The sequence below is a fragment of the Frankia canadensis genome, from assembly GCF_900197875.1.
In the GTDB taxonomy this organism is placed as follows: Bacteria; Actinomycetota; Actinomycetes; order Frankiales; family Frankiaceae; genus Frankia; species Frankia canadensis.
This window is the reverse complement of sequence record NZ_FZMO01000055.1, coordinates 1-17301: the sequence shown is the minus strand read 5'-3', so window position 1 is coordinate 17301 and position 17301 is coordinate 1. Positions and strand designations below refer to the sequence as shown.

16 protein-coding genes are annotated in these 17301 nt (G+C 71.1%); 7 read left to right on the top strand and 9 right to left on the bottom strand.

Going from position 1 to position 17301, the window contains the following annotated elements; all coding sequences use genetic code 11:
- From C1A33_RS06405 to C1A33_RS06395, 3 genes are all read right to left on the bottom strand, one after another.
- A partial coding sequence (locus C1A33_RS06405; protein ID WP_101830597.1) for a helix-turn-helix domain-containing protein occupies positions 1-712 on the bottom strand: 712 nt, incomplete at its 3' end.
- 7 nt (positions 713-719) lie between these two features.
- On the bottom strand, positions 720-1262 hold the full coding sequence (locus C1A33_RS06400) for a DUF6879 family protein (RefSeq protein WP_101830596.1): 543 nt from the start codon (positions 1260-1262) through the stop codon (positions 720-722).
- Complete coding sequence (locus C1A33_RS06395; RefSeq protein WP_101830595.1) at positions 1259-1462, bottom strand: hypothetical protein; 204 nt, start codon at positions 1460-1462, stop codon at positions 1259-1261. Before C1A33_RS06395 ends, C1A33_RS06400 begins: the two co-directional genes overlap by 4 nt.
- A gap of 275 nt (positions 1463-1737) precedes the next feature.
- Here C1A33_RS06395 and C1A33_RS06390 point away from each other — a divergent pair, with 275 nt between their 5' ends.
- The 5 genes from C1A33_RS06390 (at position 1738) to C1A33_RS06370 (ending at position 9684) form a co-directional block, all read left to right on the top strand.
- A complete protein-coding gene (locus C1A33_RS06390; protein ID WP_243407251.1) occupies positions 1738-1911 on the top strand; it encodes an FxLD family lanthipeptide in 174 nt (57 codons plus the stop codon).
- Between the two features lie 42 nt (positions 1912-1953).
- The gene (locus tag C1A33_RS06385; RefSeq protein WP_207770186.1) at positions 1954-5103 is read left to right on the top strand and encodes a lantibiotic dehydratase; all 3150 of its coding nucleotides are present in this window, start codon (positions 1954-1956) and stop codon (positions 5101-5103) included.
- On the top strand, positions 5100-6407 hold the full coding sequence (locus C1A33_RS06380; RefSeq protein ID WP_101830594.1) for a lanthionine synthetase C family protein: 1308 nt from the start codon (positions 5100-5102) through the stop codon (positions 6405-6407). Before C1A33_RS06385 ends, C1A33_RS06380 begins: the two co-directional genes overlap by 4 nt.
- A gap of 23 nt (positions 6408-6430) precedes the next feature.
- Positions 6431-8548: a methyltransferase, FxLD system gene (fxlM, locus tag C1A33_RS06375; protein ID WP_165818254.1), complete on the top strand. Its 2118-nt coding sequence runs from the start codon at positions 6431-6433 to the stop codon at positions 8546-8548.
- Between the two features lie 185 nt (positions 8549-8733).
- Complete coding sequence (locus C1A33_RS06370) at positions 8734-9684, top strand: hypothetical protein (RefSeq protein ID WP_133150580.1); 951 nt, start codon at positions 8734-8736, stop codon at positions 9682-9684.
- On the opposite strand, the gene C1A33_RS06365 is transcribed toward C1A33_RS06370, so the two are convergent.
- Positions 9681-9896, bottom strand: coding sequence for a DUF397 domain-containing protein (locus C1A33_RS06365; RefSeq protein WP_101830591.1), 216 nt, complete (start codon positions 9894-9896; stop codon positions 9681-9683). The two genes, C1A33_RS06370 and C1A33_RS06365, sit on opposite strands and share 4 nt — an antisense overlap.
- A complete protein-coding gene (locus C1A33_RS06360) occupies positions 9893-10750 on the bottom strand; it encodes a helix-turn-helix domain-containing protein (protein ID WP_101830590.1) in 858 nt (285 codons plus the stop codon). The genes C1A33_RS06365 and C1A33_RS06360 overlap by 4 nt, the downstream gene beginning before the upstream one ends.
- 316 nt (positions 10751-11066) lie before the next feature.
- On the opposite strand from C1A33_RS06360, the gene C1A33_RS06355 reads away from it, so the two are divergent.
- Positions 11067-11999, top strand: coding sequence for an ATP-binding protein (locus tag C1A33_RS06355; protein ID WP_101830589.1), 933 nt, complete (start codon positions 11067-11069; stop codon positions 11997-11999).
- A 31-nt stretch (positions 12000-12030) separates the two neighbouring features.
- On the opposite strand, the gene C1A33_RS06350 is transcribed toward C1A33_RS06355, so the two are convergent.
- On the bottom strand, positions 12031-12648 hold the full coding sequence (locus C1A33_RS06350) for a 2'-5' RNA ligase family protein (RefSeq protein WP_207770185.1): 618 nt from the start codon (positions 12646-12648) through the stop codon (positions 12031-12033).
- Positions 12649-13064: 416 nt separating this feature from the next.
- Between C1A33_RS06350 and C1A33_RS34020 the strand changes: the two genes are divergently transcribed.
- Positions 13065-13790 carry an FxLYD domain-containing protein gene (locus C1A33_RS34020; RefSeq protein WP_133150579.1) on the top strand — a complete coding sequence of 242 codons (726 nt, stop codon included), beginning with the start codon at positions 13065-13067 and terminating at the stop codon, positions 13788-13790.
- Here C1A33_RS34020 and C1A33_RS06345 read toward each other — a convergent pair.
- The 3 genes from C1A33_RS06345 to C1A33_RS06335 all read right to left on the bottom strand — a co-directional run bounded on the left by C1A33_RS06345 (position 13697) and on the right by C1A33_RS06335 (position 17026).
- Positions 13697-14545 (bottom strand): toprim domain-containing protein, encoded by an 849-nt coding sequence (locus C1A33_RS06345; RefSeq protein WP_243407252.1) that lies wholly within the window; start codon positions 14543-14545, stop codon positions 13697-13699. The genes C1A33_RS34020 and C1A33_RS06345 overlap by 94 nt on opposite strands.
- 440 nt (positions 14546-14985) lie before the next feature.
- Complete coding sequence (fxsT, locus tag C1A33_RS34620) at positions 14986-16644, bottom strand: FxSxx-COOH system tetratricopeptide repeat protein (protein ID WP_101830587.1); 1659 nt, start codon at positions 16642-16644, stop codon at positions 14986-14988.
- A gap of 4 nt (positions 16645-16648) precedes the next feature.
- Positions 16649-17026, bottom strand: a complete 378-nt coding sequence (locus C1A33_RS06335) for a hypothetical protein (protein WP_133150578.1) — start codon at positions 17024-17026, stop codon at positions 16649-16651.
- Positions 17027-17301: the final 275 nt, after the last annotated feature.

The window sequence follows — 17301 nt, the reverse complement described above, 5'->3', positions numbered from 1 at the left end:
GGGTGAGGAGTTCGAGGTGGACGAAGGGGTCGGTGTCGGGGAGGTCTTCGAACAGGACGAAGCCGCTGGTGCGCCAGACGGGTGCGGCGGTGAGGGGGAGGATGCGTAGGTCGACGTTGGGGCGGTGGAGGATTTCGCCGAGGCGGGCGAGTTGTTCGGTGTGTTCGGCGGGTGGGCCGAAGGGCCAGCGGAGGACGGCTTCGGGGATGACGAATTCGAGGCGTTTGGTGGTGTCGTAGAGGATGCGTTGGCGTTCGAGGCGGGCGAGGACGCGTTCGGCGAGGTCGGGGGGTGGTCCGTCGGGTCCGGCGGACAGGACGTGGCGGGCGTAGCTGGCGGTCTGGAGCAGGCCGGGCAGGATGGCGGGCTGGTAGCCGCGGATGAGGCCGGCTTTGGCTTCGACCTCGGCGGTGCTGTGGCGCAGGGCGGCGGGGTCGCCGGCGGCTTCCCAGGAGGTGGGGCCGAGGAGGGCTTCTTCGGCGAGGGTGCGCAGCTCGTCGCGTTGCGCCTCGGTGGCGCCGGTGGCCTGGCACCACTGGTCGACGTCGGTGAGGGTGACGCGCTGTTTGCCGGCTTCGATGCGGCTGATCTTGGGCTGTGACCAGCCGAGCTGGCGGGCGAGCTGGGGTTGGGACAGTCCGGTTGCGGCGCGTAGGCGGCCGAGCGAGCGTCCGAGACGTTCGCGGAGTGCGGGGGTGCCGAAACCGGTCATGCGTGGATCAGTGGGATGTCCTGAATCGGGTGGTCATGTAGTCGGCCAGGGGCAGGGCGTGGGTGCGGGCGAGGTCGAGCAGTTCGGTGCAGGCGGCCAGGTCGGTCGGGGTGCCGGGGGTGTAGCCGGTGAGGGTGCCGTCAGGGGTGTAGTCGTACCAGACGACGCTGGCGTGGTCGGTTCCGCGGTCGAACAGGACGAAGTCCCGCTGGACCGGTACCAGGTCGGGGTGGCTGGCGCGGTCGACGATCCAGACCTGTTCGCCGGCGGCGACGTTCTCGGGGTAGGCGGCGTCGAGTTCGTAGCGGACGTAGTCGCTCAACGGCTCGTCGACGATGTGGACGCGGCCGAAGGTCTTTCCGGCGGCGACGGCGTCGCGGATGATCTGGACGGTCGCGGTCTTCGCGGGACGGTCTGGCAGAGGGTGTCCCTCGCGGTAGGCGCGCTGGCGGTCGGCGTCGCCGGGCACCTCGTAGTACTGGCGTGACTCGAGGCGAATCGCTTCGGCGGTGAAGCTGCCGTAGAGCGCCATGAGCTCGGCGGGCGTCATACGCCCTCGGTCAGGCGGGCGGCCGCGTCGAGGATGAGCTGGCGGGGAAGGCGCACGGCGGTCTCGTCCGCCGCGAGGGTGAGCTGCGCGCGGGTGTCGGTGCTGATCTGGTAGCCCTGCACGACAACATCGTCGCCCTCGACGAAAACGCCGGGGCACGTCGCGAGGTCGTCGCAGCCCGCCACCTGGTGAAGCGCCATGTCTCCATCCTCTCCTATCCGTGTCTATCCATCCAGGTGGGAGTATGGGCATTGCCCGTAGCGGTGGTCAACAGGCCAGGTCGGTGGCGCGCCACGACCGTAGATCGCCTCCGGTGAGGCGGCTCTTGTGGTCTGCGGCCGAGCGTCGCGGCGAATGAGTCTTGCAAGCTATGCGGATAGATGCCAACCTATCCGTGCCCGCTCGTCGGGCTTGCAGATCCGATCAAGGATGTCCGGGCCGGTTCGGCCTGGACGCGGAGTGGAGGACATGAGCGATGAGCACGTCGGAGCTGGCCACGCGGGGTGGCGCGATGGGGATCGATGACGGTCTGTTCGACCTGGACATCCGGGTCATCGAGGTGGGGGACGCGGCGGCGAGTCTGATCAACCTGACCGACGATGGCTGCGGTTCGACATGCCCCAAGGCGTGCGCGACGAACTGCGGCTGAAACAACCGGGCGCCGGCAGCATCAGGGAGCGGAGGCGGATCGATGAGGTCGCCGAACGACCGGCGTCCGTACCGCTGCGCGGACGCGGCGCTCCTTCGCGCGGCGGTGCGGACCGAGGCCACGTTGCCAGCGTGGCCGGATCCGAACGACATGGGCGCGGATCGGGTGGACCGTTGGTGTGCCTGGCTGCGTCGGGTGTGGGCGGACGAGGACGTCGCGGCGGCGGTTGAGCTCGCCAGTCCTGGTCTCGCGCGGGCCGTTCAGGTGACCTGCGCGGCGGCGGATCCGGACGCGCGCCGCGTCCGGCGGGTGGTGCTCGCCACCTGTCGCTATCTGCTGCGGATGACGGGGCGCGCGACGCCGTTCGGGCTGTTCGCCGGGGTGGTTCCGGCCTCCTTCGGCGCGGATCTCGTGGTCCGCTGGGGGTACGAGCACCTGGCCGCCGCCTACGCGGACGGGGCCTGGCTCGACGAGGTGATCTCGCAGCTTGAGTCATGTCAACCGCTGGCAGGCCGGCTGCCACTGGTCATCAACAACGCGGTGTTTCCACGGGGCCGGCGGCTTGTCGTTCCCCACCAGTACGGTGATCGGCGAACGGGATCCGGCGGTGGGGCCCCGGCTGAGGTGACACTGCGGCTCACGCCTGCGGTGCGCCTCGTCGTCGAGGCCGCGCGGGCACCGATCTGCGGTGAGGAGCTGTCGGCGAAGCTCGCCGCCGAGTTTCCGGAGGCGTCCTCGGGGTTGATCGCCGTCCTGCTGAACGAGCTGGTGCGGTGGCGGGTGCTGGTCAGCGGCCTGCGTGCACCGAGCACCACCGTGGACGCGTTCGGGTATGTGGTGGACCGCCTGGCAGCGGTCGGCGCCGGCGGCATCCCCGAGGTGTCCGACACGTTCGAACGCTTAAGCGAGATCAGGCGGATCCTGGCCTCCCATCGGCAGGCGTCGACGTCCAAGGAGGCCCGTCGGGTCCGCGCGGATGCCGGTGTTCGGATGGGCGTTCTGGGCGCATCCGAGCGGCCACCGGTGGCGGTGGATCTCCGGCTGGACGGCGCCGCGGTGCTTCCCCGGCAGGTCGCGCGGGAGGTGGAGTCCGCGGCGGCGGTGCTGGCCCGGATGGCGCGCCTGCCGGGCGGGCCGGTGGCGTGGCAGGACTTCCACAGCCGCTTCTTCGAGCGGTACGGCATCGGCGCGGCGGTTCCCCTCCTCGATGCCGTAGATGCGGACAGCGGCCTGGGCTTCCCTGCCGGCTATCCGGGTCAGCGCGCGAAGCCGGTGGACAGCCCGACGCCGGTCTCCGACCGCGACCGTCGGCTGCTGGCCGTGGCGCACCAGGCCGCGCTGGACGGACGCCAGGAGATCGCTCTGACTGAGGATCTGATCGCCGACCTGGAAGTCGACGCGCAGGCGTCGGCGCGCACACCTGCCCATCTGGAGATGTGCTTCGAGCTGCATGCCGACTCGAAGGAGGCCGTGGACCGGGGAGCGTTCCGCGTGGCGGTGGTGTCGGTGTCGCGTGCCGCCGGCACGATGACCGGTCGCTTCCTCGGACTGCTCGCCGGCGACGGGACGCCCCTGGCCACGGTGCTCGCGGATCTCCCCGTGAGCGATCCGGGCGCGGAGCCCGTGCAGCTCTCCGTTGACGTGCCGGATCCACGCGCGTCGCAAGTCACGCGGGTGCCCCAGGTCATGCCCCGGGTGATCGCGCTCGCCGAGCACCGAGATCCGGCGGACACCGTGATTCGGCTGGAGGACCTGGCGCTCGTCACGGACGGGGTCCGTCTGTCGCTGGTCTCGCTGTCCCGGGGCTGGCGCCTGGAGCCGACGATGGTGCATGCCCTCGATCTGCGGGCGCATACTCCGCCGTTGGCGCGTTTCCTCGCCGAGATCTCCCGTTCGCAGGACGCGGTCGTGACGGGATTCGACTGGGGCTTGGCCGCCGACCTGCCGTTCCTGCCGCGACTGATCTACGGCCGAGCGGTGCTGTCGCCGGCACGCTGGGTCGTACAGGCTGGGGAGCTACTCGACCGCGGCGCGTCCTGGCCGGTGTGGGAGGCGGCCTGGGCCGGATGGCAGGCCCGGCGACGGGTGCCGGACGTCGTCTCGGTGGGTGCCGGGGACCGGCAGTTACGCCTCGATCTGCGTCAGGCAGCGCACCGTGCCCTGCTGCGCGAGCATGTCGATCGGTCGGGGAGTGCGCGACTTGTCGAGGCGGCGCCGGCGGGGGCGTTCGGCTGGCTGGAAGGCCACGCTCACGAGATCGTGGTGCTGCTGCTCGCGGATCAGGCGGCGCGTGGACCGGAACGACGCCTGGCTCAGGCCACGTCGCCGATGCCACGGGTCATCCGCCGTGACCACGGCCATCGTCCCGGCATGTCGTCGTGGCTCTACGTGAAGCTGTATGGGCATCCAGACCGCCAGACCGAGGTCCTCGGCGAGCATCTGCCCGACCTGCTCGCGATCTGGGACGCGCCACCGCGATGGTGGTTCATCCGCTACCGCGATCCCGACCGGCAGGCGCACATCCGCCTGCGCGTCGCGCTTCCCGACGCCGCGGCGTTCGGCCCGGCCGCGACGCGGGTCAGTGCCTGGGCGGACCGGCTGGCCACGCAGGGCCTGCTGCGCGACGTCGAGTTCGCCACCTACCGGCCCGAGATCGGCCGGTGGGGCGATGGGGACCTGATGACCGCGGCCGAGAAGGTCTTCGCCGCGGACTCCGAGGCCCTGCTCGCCCAGTTCGCGCAGCCGCACCGGCCCTCGGCCGAGGCCCTGGCCGCCGCCCACATAGTCGCGATCGCCGTCGGCTTCACGGGTGGGCCCGACGATGGCGCGACCTGGCTCATCCGTCATGCCCGCCCCACCAAACCGGCGAAGCCGCCGCGCGAGCTGCTGGCGGAAGCGGTACGCCTGGCCGATCCCCACGACGACTGGGCGGCGCTACGCGGAACACCCGGCGGAGCGGACATCGTCGAAGCGTGGTGGGACCGCACCACAGCCCTCGCCGACTACCGCACCCTGCTCGCGGACTCGGCGAGTATGGATCTTGACGCGACACTCGTCGCGCTGCTTCATGCCCACCACATCCGGGCCCTGGGCATCGATCCCGACCGGGAGCGGACCTGCCTGCACCTGGCACGTGCCGCGGCCCTGTCCTGGCGCGTCCGCTCGGCCACAGCAGGTCGGAACGCTCGATGACCGATCTCCGGCTTGACACGGCGGCGGCGCTGGCCGCCCGGATCGCCGACCGGCTCGCGTCACCCGACGACGTCGGTGACCTCGGCACCGCCGAACGCTGGTGGCCGCAGTCCCTCGGCCACGGCGCCGCCGGCATCGCGCTCCTGCATGTCGAACGCGCCCACGCCGGCCTGTCGCCCTGGCAACGCGCCCACGACTGGCTCCGCTTCGCCACCCGACAGGAAATCAGCGCAGGCGAGGACAGCCACCTGCACCACGGCGCCCCCGCGCTCGGGTTCGCCCTGCACGGCGCCGCGCACGCCTCCGGCCGATACGCCCGCGCGCTCGAGGCCCTCGACCGCCACATCACCCGCGCGACCCGACGGCGGCTGGACGACGCCCATGCGCGTATCGACCGCGGCGCCCTGCCCGCGCTGGCGGAGTTCGATGCTATCCGCGGGCTGGCCGGCACCGGCGCGCATCTCCTCCGCCGCGACCCGCAGACAGACCTCCTCCGAGACATCCTGGAATACCTCGTCAGGCTCACCGAGCCGCTCAAGGACGACGGTGAGACGCTGCCTGGCTGGTGGAGCGATCTCGCGCCCACCGGACGTCCCGCACCTGAGTATCCGGGCGGGCACGGTAACAACGGCGTGGCCCACGGCATCGCCGGCCCCCTCGCACTGCTCTCTCTGGCGGCCCGCCGCCACATCGTCGTCGACGGGCACATCGAGGCGATCCATTGCATCTGTGACTGGCTCGACCGCTGGCGGCAGGACAGCGACACCGGCCCCTGGTGGCCCTACTGGATCACCCGCACGCAGCTGCGTGCCGGCCGACCGGACCTCGCGGGGCCACCCCGCGCGTCCTGGTGTTACGGCGCCGCGGGTCTCGCTCGCGCCCAGCAACTCGCCGCCCTGGCCACCGGGCATGCGACGCGCCGCCGGATGGCCGAGGGCGCCCTTCTGCACGCCGTGACCGGCCCGGCCCAGACCGCCGCCCTCGACGCCTCGCTGTGCCACGGCCAGGCCGGGCTTCTCCACCTGGCCCATCGCGTGGCCGCCGACGCGGAGCCCACCGACCTCGCCGACCGCGTGCCCCGCCTCCTCGACGCCCTGCTCGCCAGCACGGCAGACAACGATCTCCTCCAGACCGCTGCCGCGGTCTCCAAGCCTGGCGGCGAGCCGACAGCCGGGCCGCGCGTGCGGACCGTCAACCGCCTGGGACTCCTCGAAGGCCTGGCCGGCATCGGACTGGTGCTGCACAGCCTCACCAGCCCCCCCGACTCGACAACCGGCTGGGACGCATGCCTGCTGATCACCTGACCGCGACGGGGAGGGACGACGCCATGGACGATGCGTTCGAGGCCTCCGGCTGGCACCAGGTCGCGATCACCTTCACCGACCGGCACACGGCCGAACGCATCGCAGTGCGGCACCTGCGCCCGGCACTGCTGCGGGAGCAGGCAGCCGGGCGGATAGCCGGCTGGTTCTTCGTCCGCAAGACGCCGGCCTGGCGCCTGCGCTACCGCCCCGCGACGCCCGACACCGCCGCGCACCTCGCGCGCGTCCTCGACGAGCTGGTCGCAGGTGGACACGCGGTCGGCTGGTCGACCGGCATCTATGAACCGGAGGTGACCGCCTTCGGCGGCGCCGAAGGCATGGCGGTCGCGCACGACCTGTTCGCCCACGACAGCCACCACGTCCTCGACCACCTCGCCCGGCCGGCGGACCCCGACAAGGCCACGCTGGGTCGCCGTGAACTGGCCGTCCTACTGGCCAGCGTGCTGCTACGCGGCGCCGGTCTCGACTGGTACGAGCAGGGCGACGTCTGGGCCCGACTCGCCCGCCACCGTCCCGCCAGCCCGGCCGTCCCGCCGCTCCCACCGGAACGCCGCCGCACCCTCGCGGCCGCGACCCATCGGCTGATGACCGTCGACGCCGGTCCAGGAAGCCGGCTGGCCGTCCGCGATCCGGCCGCGGACCTGGTCGGGTGGGCTGGCGGCTTCGAGCGGGCCGGGCGGGACCTCGCCGACCTGGCCGCGTGCGGAACGCTTGAACGAGGCCTGCGGGCGATCCTCACCCACCACCTGATCTTCTTCTGGAATCGACTCGGTCTGCCCTTCGCGGACCAGGCCATCCTCGCGACCCTCGGGAAAGAGGTAGTCATGGCGGAAGACGACATCGACGTCGTCGCACCATCCCCGCAGCACGACGCCGGCGCGGCGCCGGCCAACGACGCGGCCACCCACCATGCCGAGAGAGAAGCAGCCACCGCACGGCTGCGTGACACCCTCGTCGACCGCCTGCGCGCGTCAGGCGCGGTGCGCAGTGATGCGGTGCAGGCCGCGATGCGCACCGTGCCGCGGCACCTCTTTCTCCCCGGGGTGGACGTCGCGGACGCCTATGCCGACGAACCGGTTTACACCAAGCAGGACAGCGCTGGCGTGTCGATCAGCGCCGCGTCCCAGCCGACGATCGTCGCGATGATGCTCGAACAGCTCGACGTCCGCCCCGGCGACCGGATCCTCGAGATCGGTGCCGGCACGGGCTACAACGCGGCACTCCTCGCCCACCTCGCCGGCGCCCGCGGCCAGGTCACCACGATCGACGTTGACGACGACATCGTCGTAGGCGCCCGCCGCAACCTCACCGCCGCCGGCCGGGCGGACGTGACCGTGGTGCTCGGCGACGGCGCCCTCGGCGCCCCGGACGGCGGCCCGTTCGACCGCGTCATCGCCACCGTCGGCGCGTTCGACGCGCCACCCGCCTGGCTCGACCAGGCAGCCCCGCACGCCCGGCTCGTCCTACCGATACGACTGCGCGGCGCCGTCGCCCGGTCGATCGCCTTCGACCATCACGATGGTGTCTGGCGAAGCCACTCGATCGAGATGTGCTCCTTCATGCCCCTGCGCGGAATCGGCGACGACCCCCGCCGGATCGCCGCACTGACCGCGGACGGCGACGTCAGCGTGCAGCTCTACCGCGAACACACCACCGACCCGGCCGCCCTGCTCGGCGTCCTCGACCAGCCGGGCACCGAGGCGTGGACCGGCGTGCTGTTCGCCGCCCCCGAATCGTTCGAATGGCTGGACCTCTGGCTCACCTGCACCCTCGACGGCGGGCTGACCCGCATGCCCACCACGCCCAGAGCAGTCGAGAGCGGCCTGGTCAGCCCCCAGTTCGGCTGGGGCGCGATGGCCGCCGTCGAGAAGGACAGCCTCGCCTACCTCACCCTGCGACCCGCCCCCCGGGCCACCGACGGCACGACGATGAACGAGGTCGGCGTCATCGCACACGGCCCCGACCACGACGACCTCGCCCGCCACGTCGCCACCGAGATCCAACGCTGGAACCGCGACCACCGCGCCCGCGACGTCCACATTGACATGCACCCCGGCACGCCGTCCGCCGGCCAGGTCGTTCTCGACCGCCAGCACAACCCGCTCACCGTCACGTGGGCGTAGCCGAGGACCTCCTGGCGCAGGTCGGACGACGATTCCCCCTCGTCGCCCGACCTCGACCCGCCTGTGGCCCCCTCCACGCCCGGGTCAGCGAGGTCAACGCTCTGGCACGGGCCGCAGCGGCGTCATCCTCCGGACCGGAGGCGCTGACAGCGGCGGCCGAAGCACACAACAAGGCCGCGCTGATCGTGAGCGACGTGGGTCTACCCGACCTCGCCCGCACGCTGTGCCGCCGCCACTGGGACGCCTACCAGGACACCTGGCCACTGGACGGGCGCACCGCCCGGCGCGCCCTCGAACCCCTCGTCAACCTCGCCCGCCTGCACATCCGTGACGGCCACGGCGACCGCGCCCACGGACTGCTCCGCACCCTCCACCGCGGCATCGCCGAAGGCACCGACATCGTCATCGACGGCATCCTCGTCCCCGGTGGGCGGCTCACTGCCGCGCCAGACGACCATTGGGCACTGCGCCACTGGCTCTGGACCGTGGTGCTCGCCGACGGAACGCGGGCCCTCGCCGCAGCCGGCCGCTGGGAGCAGGCCGCCGCCCACGCCGAGGCGAGCCGCGGGGTCGGCCGGCGCCTGCTCGACGGCCGGCAGGCCGTCGTTCTCGCCCACTGCACCGGCGGCCGGCTCACCGCAGCACGGGCGGTCATCGACGAGAGCGAACCCGCCGAACTCTGGGAACGCGCCGTCGCCGCCTGCCTGACTGTCGTGTGCGACCGCTCCGCAGGCAAAACGGCAGACCAGAGCGTCGCCACGATGATCCGCTGCTACGAGGACCTGCCGGCGGCGGCCAGCCTCGGAGCGTTCCAGGCACGGCTGGGACTCACCGTGATCGATCTCGCCGAAAGCATCACCACGCCCGCGTCACGCCGCATCCCTGCCCGTCTCACACGGCAGGCACTCACCACCAGCGACGCTCACGTCGCCCGCGAGCTGCTCGCCCACCAGGCATGCAGCACCGCTATGACCATCGCCGAACGCTCCGAACTTTCCGAGGCCGTTCGAGCCGCCGGCCTCGGCCTCGGCCTCATCCCGCCGACTCTGCGCGTGGACCTCATGGCGGCAGTCGAGACCGCCGAGACCGCGATAGGGCGCGCACTGACTCGCGCGCGGGTCACGACGGTGGGCTAGAGATCGAACTCGCCGTCGCGCGCACCGGCAAGGAAGGCCGTCCATTCAGCGGGGGTGAAGACGAGGACGGGGCCGCCGGGGTCTTTGGAGTCGCGGACGGCGATCGAGTCCGGGCTGGTGGCGACCTCGACGCAGGCGCCGCCGTTGCCGGCGCTGTAGCTGCTCTTGTGCCAGGTGCGGTGCGGGTCGGGACTCGGGGAGGTATCGCTCATGTCAGGTCCTCCTCCGCGTGGGCGATCAGGTCGAGAGACCGCTCGGGGTCGAGTGCGGCTGCTCGCAGGCGGTTCATGACGAGCTTATAGCGGCGAAGATCGGCTTCCTTCTCCAGATAGAGGCCGCTGTTGAGCTGCTCGACGTGGACGACTTCGCCGCCGCTGACGCCGGGGAAGCTGAGGATCATGAACGAGAAGCCGAGAGCGGCATGTGCCCCGACGGTGTACGGGAGGATCTGGATCGTGACATTCGGCTGGAGCGCTGCCTGCCGAAGGTGTTCCAGCTGTGCCCGCATGACGGTCTTGCCGCCGACCTGGCGCCGCAGGACGGCTTCGTCGAGCACCGCCCACAGGGTGAGCGGGTCGTCGCCGGCGAGCCGGTTCTGCCGCTCCAGCCGCAGCGCGACCCGGCGATCGATCTCGTCGTCGTCGAGGCTGGAGTTCGCAGCGCGCATGACGGCGTAGGCGTAGTCGCGGGTCTGCAGCAGCCCGGGGACGAGCTGCGCGTCGAAGCAGTCCCAGGAGACGGCACTTGTCTCGGCGGCCATGAAGCGCTCGAACCACCGTGGCACGGCGTCGGTGTAGCGATGCCACCAGTCCCGCTGCCGGACGCCTCGAGCGATGTCGAGGATCCGTTCCTGATGCTCCTGCGCCACCTCATAGAACTCCAGCAGTGCCCGTACATCCCGGCTGCGCTGCGTCGTCACGCCGGTCTCCATCCGGCTGATCTTCGACGTCGAACAGCCGAGCCGCACGGCGGCGTCCTCGATCGTGAGGTCCCGGTCTTCGCGCAGCCGGCGCAGTTCGGCGCCCAACTGGCGGCGCCGCAGGGTGGGCGTCGTCTCGGCCGACATCGTGCTGTCCTCCCCAAGGTCGGGTCGCCTCATCCTGCACCGCGCATGGCCCAGGCTGCGCATTGCGCTGCTCTGGCACTGCAATGCTAGTCGCGTGCACTGAGATGCACTTGCATTTTGATGCACGCCGGGGTGATCCTGTCGGTGCACGCCGGTGCACGGCGGAGCGATCCCGCGGGCGAGGGAACAGGAGAGCCATGACGATCAGGTCCTGCGCCGCGGCGCGCGTCGACGAACGACAGCGTCAGCCGGCTGTGGAACGCGCGGGCAGGCCGGTTCGGGACGCGGCCATGCCGCTGGCCCGGGACGCGAAACGATGACCAGGAGCGCGTTCGGCTACATCCGTCGGGACGACGCCAACGACGAAGAGATCAACCGCGTCCACGACGTGCTGACCGGTCACGCCAGACGCGAGGGCCTGGCCCTGGTCGAGGTCTACGTCGATCGAAACACCCCGTCCGACCAGCTTGTCCGTGCGGGATTCTCGGTGCTGCTGGAGGAGCTCCGCCGCTACGACGCAGCGATCGTCCTCGTCGCCGGCGCGGAGCACCTGTCCACGTCGCCGCCGATGCGCCGAGCCCTGGAAGGGGAAATCGTGGATTGCGGAGGTGCCGTGCAGATCGCCGCCCTGCCTCCGTCGCTGACGCGGCCACCGTTCGCCGCGCCCCGCGTCTTCCAATTCCCCGCGACGGCCACGTCCGCCCGCGAGGCACGCGCCCGCGGCCGACACGTGCTGCGCGCCTGGCACCTCGACGAGGAGACGACGAGCACCACGGTCTTGCTGATCTCCGAGCTGGTCGCGAACGCGATCACGGCATCGACGTCCCCCTACGAAGAGCCGGAGGAGACCGGGCGAAATCAGACGGATCGCGGCTTCGTCTCGTTGCGGCTGAGCTTGTCCGGGCCTCGGCTCCTACTCGAAGTCTGGGACCGGGCTGACACCCCACCCCACCAGCAGGACCAGGACCTGACCGCCGAGAGCGGTCGCGGCCTGGTCCTGGTCAGCGCGCTGAGCGCTCGCTGGTCGTTCTACCCGACTCGTGGCGGCGGGAAGGTCGTCTGGTGCGAGATCACTCTTCCCCGTCCCCAGAATGACGGCCGCGGAGCTCGATCCGGTCAGGTCCTGCCACGCCGTACTCCGCCCGCCGGCCCACCAGGTCCCGGCAACGGCGAGCAGGATCCGGACCTTCTTCGGCGGGTCGTCCTGGGCCTGCGCCGCCTCGACGACTGGAGCCACAAGGAGGAGTAGCGCGCTCGCCTCTCGCCGGCCCGGCGGGCCTTCACGGTGCTGAGCGGCGCTGACCTTGGGCAGGGAGCGGGATCCTGGCAACCGGTCGCCAGGCGTAGGCCCGTTCGCGCCGCTCCAGGTCCACGAGCACGGCCGTCGTGACGGCGGCTGTGACGGGCGGAAGATCGTGCAGCTGTTTCACGATGGCGTGGACTCGTGCCGCTGGGACGTCGTCGGTGTTGCAGTAGGCGATCGTCACATGCGGCTCGAAGGGACGAGACATCGGGAGGAGCTCGGGGAGGGCGGCCCGGGTGGCCGCGCGGAGCGTCTCGTGCAGCTGGCGGAGCGGCCGGGAAGGCGCCACGGCGAACCCGAGGGCACCCGCGGTCCCACCCAGAGCACCGGTTGTGATCTCGAAAGCGCTCAGAGCATCGCAGGCTCGGCCAGCTGCTGCCGCGACGGCGCCGACCTGCTCGGCACCGATCTCCCCTGCCGCCGCGACCCGGCCAAGGGCCATGTGCAGGACGTCGGACGCGACGAGGTCGTAGTAGCCGCCGTCGATCGCGTCCTGGCAGTGCGCGGCGAGGACCTGGAGATCCGGGCTGTCCTCGAAGGTCAGATACCACTGCCAGGACCGGCGCTCGCCGGGACGGGCCCAGTGATTGTGCAAGCGGTCAAGCCGCCAGAACCGGTCGGCCGGATCACTTCCGGCGTCGTGTCCTACGACAGGGAGATCGGTGCGGTCAGGCACCTGCGTCACCTCCCCGCGCAGGTCAAAGCGCGCTCGCCACCGCGTCGGCTCATTGAAGCGAGCCCGACACGTCATGTCATCGGCGCTCCGGGCCCGAAACTACGCCGACGGCAGCTCTGCCTCTACGGCACGCGCCCGGCATCACCATTCTGCATCTGACCCTGCCGATCCCCGCGTGCCAAGAGGGGGTGGGAATCTCGCCGGAATTCTCCAGTCGGGTCTCGGCGGGTGACCGTCGACGGCTCTGACCAGCCGAAGAGGGCCATCGATGCCTGTGCGAGGATCTGGCCTCGGTTGACGCTGGGGGGAGCGTGGCGATGCGCAGGGTTTGGATCATGCCAGTGGTGGGCGTGGCGTTGGCGGCACTGATTGGCGGCTGTGGCAGTGGCAGTGGCGGTGCGGCCAGTCTGCCGCCAGGGCAGGCGGAGGGCGGTGCCGGGTCGACGGTCGCGGCGTCGAGCGGCAAGCTCGTCTCCGGGGAAACCGGGTTCGGGGTCTCGCGGTCGGACGCCAGCATGGGTCTGCCAGACTACGTCTGGGCCGCGACCATGGTTACCAATGGCACGCCGATGGTCACGCCGTTGACGGCCTCGTTCGCCGTCTACGATCCGGCGGGTTCGGTGATCGGGCAGTCGAGCACGTCCGCGCCGATCATGCGTACCGGTACCCGCATGGTGGTGGGCACGCAGGTCGAGGTTCCTGCGGGGGCGCAGATCGGCAGGGTCGTGGCGACGGTGAGCCCGTTGGAGAACCCGGCGGAGAAGGACACGCATCCGAACTCGACGTTCGCCGCGGTCGGCGTGCACTTTCAGGGCAGCGTCGCGGGCGGTTCGGCGAGGGTGCTGGGTGAGGTCGTGAGTCACTACCAGCAGCCGGTGCATCAGGTGTATGTCAGCATCGCGTGCTTCAATGCGGCGGGTGCGATCATCGGGGGCGGCGAGCATTACGTCGACGCCATAGGACCTGGTCAGACGGTCGGGTTCGCCAGCGACGGGCTTATCGTCTCCGGGGAACCGGCACGATGCGAGGCCTTCCCGACGCTCTCAGGCGCGTCCGGATAGTCCGATGACGGCCCGGCAGGCCGGGGCCCGTCATCCCGCGGGGCGAGAGCTGGTCGTCCGAGAATCGCGGGGAAGCTGTGTAGGGCGGCGCGGACGGCGTCGGGGTTCTGCTGCCACCAGGCGTTGAGGTCCTTGATTCCGGCGGGGGTCTGGACGTTGAGGACGATCTGTCCGTGGTGCGCGAGTGCGTCGGCGAGGTGGAGGGCGGCGTTGCGTCCGGCGGGCAGCTTGTCCTGGTTCAGGGCGGTGTCGTCGTCGAAGCAGACGACGAACGCGGACTCGGGGCGTTCTTCGATGAGCCGGCTCGCGAGGGAGGGTGCTCCTGTGGCGCTCGCGTGGGCGGTGCCGAGGAGTGCGACGGCGGCGAACCCGCAGTGGGCGGCGGTGAGGGCGTCGGGGAATCCTTCGCAGACGACTGTCATCCCGGGCACGGTCGGGCCGGCGGTGAGCAGGTGGGCGAGTTTCGGGTTGGGAGCGAGGTCCTGGGAGGGCTGGTCGTAGCGGCGGCGCTGATCGGAACGCAGGTAGCGGACCTGGTAGTAGACGGGCCGGTGGTCTTCCGGGCGCAGGACCGGGAAGGCGATGCCGGGCCCTGCGTGGGGCAGACCGTCCGGGCGGGGGAGCTGGCGGGGCCCGGGGTCGAAACCGATCCGGTTGGCGGTGAGGAGTTCGTCGGTGAAGCCGCGTCCGTGCAGATAACGGCGCCGGTCGTGAGCAGGTCGACGGCGGTGCCGCCTTCGCCGCAGGCGTGGCATTTCCACCGCCAGCGGCCCTGGAATCCCTGGTAGATGCCCATGGAGGGGTGTTCGTCGGGATGGGCGGGGTTCGGGCAGTGCCAGCGGGCGCCGCGGCCACGCCCTTGCGGGTCGCCGCAGATCTCGGTGGCGAGCGCGGCGAGGTCAGTGCGGTCGAGAACGGCATCACGGTCGACCGTCGTCACCTCGCTGCCTCCTTCGCAACAGAAGGGCTCACCGGTGATGTGTGAACGAGCGCTGGTGTGACCGGAAAGCGGAGAGAGGAGATCCTTCTGGACGGTGCGCCGGTTCGCGTCACGCCAGGGCAGGGCAGGCGGGGTGGTGGCGTGCTGGTCGGCGAGTGCGATGGTGACCCGTACCGCGCGGCGCTTCACGGTGTCCTGTTCCTCGACGAGCACGAGAGTTCGCTAGTGCACCGGATCGGGCGGTGTGAGCTCTGTTTATGCGGGCTGTGTGTCGGTCCCGGTGTCGTCGGGTGGCGCTGCCTGGTTGTGGTCACGGGCGGCGCGGGCTGCCGCAAGGTTGTGGCGGCTGGTCAGGGTGTCGGGGTGGTCGGGTCCGAGGACGCGGAGCCGGTCGGTGAGGGTCTGCTCGTGCAGGCTGATGGCCTGGTCGAGGCGTCCCACCACCTGGTGGGCGGTGGCGAGGTTGTTGCGGCTGTTCAGGGTGTCGGGGTGGTCGGGTCCGAGGTTGTGGGTGGTGAGGGTGAGCGCGCGGTGGAGGTAGGGGAGGGCGGTGTCGGGTCGGCCGTGCAGGACGAGGTGGACGCCGGTGCGGTCGCAGAGCCAGGACACCTCCCGGCGGATCTTCTTGGTGTTCCAGGTGGTGTCGGGCTGGTTGTCCAGGACCGCGCGCAGATGGGGCAGCAGGACCCGCCAGGGCGGCCAGTGTTCGGGATGGCCGTCGAGGTCGCCGGGAATCGCGGCGCGCAGGAGGTGGAGGAGGGCTGTGGCGGTGGTGGCGGTGGTTGTGGGGGTCATGGTGGTGCGGATGGCGGCGGCGGTGAGCCGGTGCAGGGTGATGCCGGTCGGACCGCGGCGGGCGAGGCCGTAGCCGACGAGTAGGCCGACGGTGTCGTTCCAGGCCAGCGGATCCCCGGCCGCTTCACGCAGCGCGGCGACGTCGAGGAGGTGGGGGTGGTCGGTGAGCAGCGTGAGGGGGATGGGTTCGGGTGCGCACAGGGCGCACAGGGCGAGCAGGGCGACGGCGGCCGGGTCGGTGGTGCGTAGTCGGGTGAGGGAGAGGTCCCAGAGGTTGGCGATGGTGACCACGGGCCGGTCGGCGACATGGCCGCGGGTGAGCATGTCGGCGAGCCGGGTGGTCAGCAGGTCGGCGTAGTCGGCGGGGGGTGTGCCGGTCTGGTCGAGGTAGCCGGCGGCCTGTTCCACCGCCAATGGCAGATCCCCGAGCAGGCCGGCGATCGTCGACGCGGTGTCGGGGTCAATCCCGGGGATGCGGCGGGTGAGGAGTTCGACGGCTTCGCCACGGGGGAGTTCGGTGACTTCGAGTGGGGTGCCGTATCCGGCCAGGTCGGTGCGTCGGCTGGTGATGAGGAGCCGGCCGAGGGTGTCGGTGGGCCGGTAGGAACCGGCCACGTCGGGGTGTTCGACGTTGTCGAGGATGAGCAGCCAGCGCCGCCGGTCACGGTGCAGCGCGGCGAGGACCGCCGGCCAGCCGGAGCCGTCCGGCAAACCGAGGGCGAGACCCAATGCGGCGAGGTGGTCCGGGATCGCGTCGGGGTCTTCGGCGGGAACCCACCAGACCACGTCGTAGGCATCGGCGTGCCGGTGGGCGTACTCGACGGCGAGGGCGGTCTTCCCGATGCCGCCCAACCCGTGGACGGCGCAGACCGCGGCCGTGCCCGTGTCGGTCAGGGTTTCGTCGAGGCGGGTCAGTAGGTCCGCCCGGCCGGTGAAGTACGCCACCCGTGGGGGCACGTTCCAGACCTTGCCGGGCGTCGGGGTGACGGCAGGTGGCAGCGGGGGGACGTGTTGGACGCCGATGTACTGCGTGACGATGGGACCGTTGTTGTCCCTGCCGATGGACGCCGCAGCCGGGCCGATCGAGGGTGGGTCGCCGCGTCGTCGACGCCATGGCATCGGGCTAGCCTTCCTCGACGTCGCGCACCCGGGTGCGGATCGACGCTCGGGAGTCTCCACCGATCTGGACCGACCCCGCACCCGAACTGGTACGGCGTCCCGGGACCCGGCGGACACCGGCGACGTCAGTACGGATTGAGCCGGAAGACGATCCGCCGACCGACACCCCACCGACCCCGGGCGGTGACGCCGCCCCTCGATGGTCGAGCACGGTCAGCAGGACCTGTAGTCCGACCATCAGTACGACAAGGACGGCCAGGGCGACGATCCACGGCAGGGACGGCCGGTCGGAGACCACGTTCGTCACCACCCCCGACACCGCGCCGGCCAGCACTGATCCGCCGGCCGCCACCGCCCGTGTGCCCCACGCAGGCCAGGCCATCACGATCACCCCCGTCACCCTGCTGGTGTGACGATCACTACGACAACGCACAACCCGGCCGAATGCTCCCCGCACCAGGCACGCCCGTCCGATCGACGACAGCCCGCCGGACCATCCCGAAGACCAGACCAGCAGGGGTGTACTTAGCTTGTGTCGACGAGTCGCAAGAAAGGGCACGTACACCCGTAGCTTCACTGCGACTGGGTGGTCATCTCGTGACTGGATCGGTGGTCCAGACGATCACTGCCTGATCGTCGCCGGCGGTGGCGAGCAGG